The sequence below is a fragment of the Portibacter marinus genome, from assembly GCF_021533195.1.
GTDB lineage: Bacteria > Bacteroidota > Bacteroidia > Chitinophagales > Saprospiraceae > Portibacter > Portibacter marinus.
This window is the reverse complement of the sequence record NZ_JAJNKB010000003.1, coordinates 323,865-330,000: the sequence shown is the minus strand read 5'-3', so window position 1 is coordinate 330,000 and position 6,136 is coordinate 323,865. Positions and strand designations below refer to the sequence as shown.

Here is a 6,136-nt window from a genome sequence, read left to right as displayed (position 1 = left end):
AAAAGAACCTGAAACCATACGCTTACAAGCGGTCGGAGCTACAATTTATTGTGGTGACGGCGTGCCTTTTGCATAATGAGCCTACGAGTTACTCCTCACTAGCAAGTTTAAGTACTTAAGGTACGTAGGCGCAGCGAAAGCGAGTCTGAATAGGGCGAAGAGCTAGTGGGGGTAGACGCGAAACCTGGTGATCTACCCATGGGCAGGTTGAAGTTGGGATAGTCTCCCAATGGAGGACCGAACCGGTATATGTTGAAAAATGTTCGGATGACCTGTGGGTAGGGGTGAAAGGCCAATCAAACCAGGAGATAGCTCGTACTCCCCGAAATGCATTTAGGTGCAGCGTCGTTATAGAGTGTCATGGAGGTAGAGCTACCAATAGGGCTAGGGGGCTTCACCGCCTACCAACCCCTGATGAACTCCGAATGCCATGACACTGCAGCGGCAGTGAGGCGATGGGTGCTAAGGTCCTTCGCCGAGAGGGGAACAACCCAGACCATCAGTTAAGGTCCCCAAGTGTGGATTAAGTTGATCTAACGAGGTGGGAATGCTATGACAGCTAGGATGTTGGCTTGGAAGCAGCCATTCATTTAAAGAGTGCGTAACAGCTCACTAGTCGAGCGTTCCTGCGCGGAAAATAAGCGGGCATCAAATCCACCACCGAAACTATGGATTGAAATTTATTTCAGTGGTAGGGGAGCATTCCAGCGATATTGAAGTCGTACCGTAAGGTGCGGTGGAATTTCTGGAAAAGAAAATGTAGGCATGAGTAACGATAAATAAGATGAGAAATCTTATCGCCGTAAGACTAAGGGTTCCTAGATCTATGCTAATCAGATCAGGGTTAGTCGGGTCCTAAGGTGTAGCCGAAAGGCGAAGCCGATGGCAAACGGGTTAATATTCCCGTACTAGTATATATTGCGATGGGGTGACGGAGAAACGTAAGACTGGCCACGAGACGGAATTCGTGGTTGAAGTGCGTAGGCGTTGATTCAGTAGGTAAATCCGCTGATGAGTCGAAACACGATAGTACACTGATCCTTTTAGGTGATGTGATAAAGTCCCAAGTATGCTTCCAAGAAAAACCTCTAAGCTTCAGATATATACTACCCGTACCGTAAACCGACACAGGTAGTCGAGGAGAGTATCCTAAGGCGCTCGAGTGATTCATGGCTAAGGAACTAGGCAAAATGGTCTCGTAACTTCGGGAGAAGAGACGCTCTATTATAACGATAGAGCCGCAGTGAAGAGGCCCAAGCGACTGTTTAGCAAAAACACAGGACTCTGCAAATTCGAAAGATGAAGTATAGGGTCTGACACCTGCCCGGTGCTGGAAGGTTAAGGAAGGTAGTTAGGATTCGTCCAAAGCTATTGACTGAAGCCCCAGTAAACGGCGGCCGTAACTATAACGGTCCTAAGGTAGCGAAATTCCTTGTCGGGTAAGTTCCGACCTGCACGAATGGTGTAACGATTTGGGCACTGTCTCAGCCATGAGCTCGGTGAAATTGAAGTATCGGTGAAGATGCCGATTACCCGCAACGGGACGAAAAGACCCCGTGCACCTTTACTACAGCTTCACATTGGGTTAGGATATAATATGTGTAGGATAGGTGGGAGACTTTGAAGCAGCCACGCTAGTGGTTGTGGAGTCGTCCTTGAAATACCACCCTTCTTATATTTTGATTCTAACTCCCGCAAGGGAGGACATTGTGTGGTGGGTAGTTTGACTGGGGTGGTCGCCTCCTAAAAAGTAACGGAGGCTTGCAAAGGTACCCTCAGCATGGTCGGTAATCATGCGAAGAGCATATTAGTATAAGGGTGCTTGACTGAGAGAGGGACACCTCGATCAGGAACGAAAGTTGGCTAAAGTGATCCGGTGGTTCCGTATGGAAGGGCCATCGCTCAAAGGATAAAAGGTACGCCGGGGATAACAGGCTGATCTCCCCCAAGAGCTCATATCGACGGGGAGGTTTGGCACCTCGATGTCGGCTCGTCACATCCTGGGGCTGGAGAAGGTCCCAAGGGTTGGGCTGTTCGCCCATTAAAGTGGCACGCGAGCTGGGTTCAGAACGTCGCAAGACAGTTCGGTCTCTATCTGTTGTGGGCGCAAGAATATTGAGGAGAGCTGACTCTAGTACGAGAGGACCGAGTTGGACACACCTCTAGTGTACCTGTTGTGGCGCCAGCTGCATCGCAGGGTAGCTATGTGTGGCATGGATAAGCGCTGAAAGCATCTAAGCGCGAAGCCATCTCCAAGATGAGTATTCTATTTCCGTCAGCTGACGGATAAAAGGGTCGTGGAAGATTACCACGTTGATAGGCTATAGGTAGAAGTGCAGTGATGTATGAAGCCGAGTAGTACTAATTACCCAAATGCTTCCTTTTTTTTATTTTACTTGTATAACTACAGTGTAACGCTGTTCTTTCCATCTGTTTTTTTTATCTCAAAAATCATATCACCTTTTAAATTGTGGTGATAAATAAAGAAATTATCATCGCCTACGCTAACGCTACGGCGATCGATGAAAGAACTTAGGTGATTATAGCGAAGGTGTGCACCTCTTACCATTCCGAACAGAGTAGTTAAGACCTTCAGCGCTGATGGTACTACGTTAAATCGTGGGAGAGTAGGTCGTTGCCTTTTTTTTATTAAAGCTCGAATGATTTATTTCATCCGAGCTTTTTTTTTTGTCTATACTAAAGATCTAGTTTATTGTCAAGAATATCAATCACCTCAAATGCCCATGTGAATGTATGATATAATTTTGCTTCTCTAAAGTTTAATTGACAAGCATTTTTATTACTACATTCTACCACGCTCTTCATCTAAACTGCTTTTCCTTTCGCGTTTACCTTTTAATTTATTATCACCAAAAGATCTTCTATAGGTTATTCGAAAAGTTCTTTCCGACCACATTGTCGTTCCCTAGGTTCTAATTCCCAATGTCTCCTGATTGTACTCCCAGTCTATCGTTGCAGCAGCATTCAATACATCCTGCAAATTGAAAATCAAAGAACTAGAACCGAATTTTTTACTCAAACCAAACGCAATACTAGGATAGGTTTGATATATCTGATCCCCTGCTATAGCGGGAGTCTGATAATTGAATGTAAAAGTGGAAGTCATGCCTTTTCCTAGATCAGCGGTAGTCGTTAATTGAATATTATGTGTGAAAATATCCTTTTTAAAAGGAATGGGTCTATTGCTTTTATCGAAAATAGTATAGTATCCACCAGTATAAGTAGTGTTTGCCTCCAGCCACCTGGTAAAATACATTATGAAACTAATACTACCGATTATAGATTGTACTTTGTCAAGATTGATAGGAGTAGAAGTCAGCCTTCTTTCTGACTTTATCACAGTATTGTCATACCCTATATAATTTCTGGTATCATTACCCTCAACACTAAATAGTAAGTTTTTAAGTCGGTAAGAAAGGCGAGCAGAATTAGTGAACGCCGGTCGTAATTGATTATTTGATTCGACCAACAGTGTAGGGTCAAAAACAATTTGAAATGCTGCCAATTGTGAGAAAGTAGGACGGTTGGACCGACGATTCAAAGTCAGATTAAGAGACTGAATAGAGTCAATCTCATAATTTATTCGAAGAATAGGGAAGGGATTGTTAAGTGAAATTTCTAAGTTTTCAGCACTTCTAATGGCATCCAGATCAAATGAGTACTGTTCAAATCGAAATCCTGCATCTAAGGTCCATTGATCACTAAATTTGTGGTAATAGCTGGCATAAGCAGCAATTACACTCTCATATATTTCATCCTCCCTTCTGAAAGCCGGTCGTTCGACCCACTCATTGTTGATTAAGTCAGAGAAACTGACAACGCTGTTGAAATTATTGAGTGTTACTTTTGTACCGATTTCTATTTTTGACAAGTGATTAAATTGATGCGAATAGTCTATTTGAGCAGTTGTAATAATAAATCTTGATTTCCTTCCATTATCCTGAAATGGATTGCCTTTAGATGTCAGTAATGCTCCACTATTGATCGCCTTGTAATTTGCATGACTAAAATCAGCAGTAAGAATGCTTCCATTTTTAAAGCTATGATTAAGATTGGTATTGTAATTAGTTAGGTTATTGGAGGTAGAGTTATTTAACAGATTTTCATAATTATCAACCAGCATTCTATTTTCATAAAACTCAGATTCTGATAGTGCGTTTTCGGTACTCATTTCATTTATATTTAATCCAATCTCTACGCCCAGAAAAGTCTTGTCGCTGATTTCATAATCAAAGCCAATGTTGGCATTTCCTCCTCGATGAATGCCATTTTTAAAGGTAAAATAGTTGGTGAAAAAGTAATCTATTCCCTCATAATCATAGGATCTGAAATGATCTACTTGAAACTCAGCAAAATTGTCATATGATGCTGAGATATTACCGAATAGATTGAATCTTCTTTTACGGTAATTGATGGAAAGTGAGGGCATGATCTTTTCTCGAAATCCATATCCAGCCATCAAGCTAAAATTTCCATTAAATCCTTGAATGTCGTTTTTCTCTAAACAATATGAATGATTCCAGATGCGTTATCTGCATCATATTTAGGTGGAGGTTGATGTATTATCTCTATCCTTTCAATGTTTTCGGCAGGAATGCTTCGCAATTGGGCAATAAGCAAATTCATAGGAATTCTGACGATTCTATCATTAATCATCATCAAGACTTGTCCTTTATTGTTTAGCCCAATGGTGCCACCGTTCTCGTTAACTTGTACACCTGGGGATTTCTGCAAGACTTGGAGTGCATTATCACCTCCGAAAGTAGGTATACTTCCCACATTAAATACCAGCCGATCTTCCTTTAATTCATATAAAGATCTACGAGCTTGTATCTTAATCTCATCCATTCCGTAATAAGCCTGATCGAGTTTGATCTCGTAATGGTTTTGTGTTTCAATAAGTGCTATAGTCTTATTTTCAAAGCCAATGGCAGAAACTTCTATGAAATGAAGAGAACCATTCTCAAGAAAACATTTAAAAAAGCCAATTGAGTCTGCTGAAATTCCTTTAACATATGAAGAATCAGTAGCGTCTTTCAATATCACATTGGCATAAGGAACGGATTCTCCTTGCTGGTCTATCACGCTACCAGTGAATTGCTTTTGACCATTAAGTACTTGCATAAATACAATAAGCAAATATAGATATGCTAAAACCTTTTTGTTTAAAAGTAAGTACGCAAAAATTGAAATTCTCATGAGATTAATTTGAAGTTTTTTAGTAACTAAGTGCATTAGAAACCTAATGCTGTTGTACAACTGCAAATTGATATTAATGTCCACGAAAGGTTTTCACTTATCTTTTTAAATTTTGTACTACTTATTATGCTTGTAAATAATAGTGAATGCAGCTAGCCTATTGCATACTAATTTTGCTTGCTTAAGACCACGGACAAGGATGTACTCCAGCTCTGTGGTATTCATCTAATAGAATCCATTTAAAAGATTTTACAGACGAACATCTAGACTTAATAAGAGGTATCAACTTAATAGTAAACCGAATGTCATTTATTTTGAAAACCAAAGATTATGAGTTCCTTAAAAACACAAGCTCCGAAAATGATAACCGTTGTCATAAGCTTAGTACTCGTTTTAATTGCATTGCTTGGTGCTACTGTGAGTCCTGCCATTGCTGATAACGGTGACTGGTTGTTACTGATAGGTTATATTATTCTTGTAGTGGGTGTATTTGTGAAAGGAGTTTAGATAGACTCTCTAATAATAGCTTGAGCTTCGATTTCAATTAGAAAATCATCACTTGCTAGCCCTTGTACGTTGATCCACGTACTTGCGGGCTGATTCTCTTCACCGAAAAATTTATTCAATAATGATGAAATTATTTTACCGTGTTCAGGCTTATAGGATACGATATAAATTCGGAGCATCATAATATTATCCAGATTGCCACCAACCGAATTTATTGCATTTTCTAGATTTTCTAAACATTTACGCGCTTGCAAAGCGATATCATTTCGTCCAACAATACTTTGGTCTTTATCCCAGGCAACTTGTCCGGAAATAAAAACACATTGACCTGACTCCGCATATGCCACTTGCGAGAAACCATAGGGTGTAGAATTCCATAATGATTTTGGACTTTTGGTTTTTCTCATGA

The 6,136-nt window shown here is 40.6% G+C and carries 4 protein-coding genes and 2 rRNA genes (1 of these 6 running past the window's edge); 3 read left to right on the top strand and 3 right to left on the bottom strand.

The features are described 5' to 3' along the window. A 23S ribosomal RNA gene (locus L2567_RS09155) occupies positions 1 to 2,385 on the top strand (it extends 479 nt beyond the left edge of the window). A gap of 147 nt (positions 2,386 to 2,532) precedes the next feature. Continuing rightward, positions 2,533 to 2,644 (top strand): 5S ribosomal RNA (rrf, locus tag L2567_RS09150). Between the two features lie 282 nt (positions 2,645 to 2,926). On the opposite strand, the gene L2567_RS09145 is transcribed toward rrf, so the two are convergent. Further along, the gene (locus L2567_RS09145; protein WP_235297458.1) at positions 2,927 to 4,480 is read right to left on the bottom strand and encodes an outer membrane beta-barrel family protein; all 1,554 of its coding nucleotides are present in this window, start codon (positions 4,478 to 4,480) and stop codon (positions 2,927 to 2,929) included. A gap of 41 nt (positions 4,481 to 4,521) precedes the next feature. After that, positions 4,522 to 5,220: a carboxypeptidase-like regulatory domain-containing protein gene (locus L2567_RS09140; RefSeq protein ID WP_235297457.1), complete on the bottom strand. Its 699-nt coding sequence runs from the start codon at positions 5,218 to 5,220 to the stop codon at positions 4,522 to 4,524. Between the two features lie 330 nt (positions 5,221 to 5,550). On the opposite strand from L2567_RS09140, the gene L2567_RS09135 reads away from it, so the two are divergent. After that, positions 5,551 to 5,727, top strand: a complete 177-nt coding sequence (locus tag L2567_RS09135; protein WP_235297456.1) for a hypothetical protein — start codon at positions 5,551 to 5,553, stop codon at positions 5,725 to 5,727. Here L2567_RS09135 and L2567_RS09130 read toward each other — a convergent pair. Next, a complete protein-coding gene (locus tag L2567_RS09130; RefSeq protein ID WP_235297455.1) occupies positions 5,724 to 6,134 on the bottom strand; it encodes a RidA family protein in 411 nt (136 codons plus the stop codon). The genes L2567_RS09135 and L2567_RS09130 overlap by 4 nt on opposite strands. Positions 6,135 to 6,136 lie beyond the last annotated feature (2 nt).

Excerpts from the sequence above, each read along its gene's own strand:
- L2567_RS09145 (WP_235297458.1), bottom strand. The coding sequence starts at position 4,480 with ATGGCTGGATATGGATTTCGAGAAAAGATCATGCCCTCACTTTCCATC.
- L2567_RS09140 (WP_235297457.1), bottom strand. The coding sequence starts at position 5,220 with ATGAGAATTTCAATTTTTGCGTACTTACTTTTAAACAAAAAGGTTTTA.
- L2567_RS09135 (WP_235297456.1), top strand. The coding sequence starts at position 5,551 with ATGAGTTCCTTAAAAACACAAGCTCCGAAAATGATAACCGTTGTCATA.
- L2567_RS09130 (WP_235297455.1), bottom strand. The coding sequence starts at position 6,134 with ATGAGAAAAACCAAAAGTCCAAAATCATTATGGAATTCTACACCCTAT.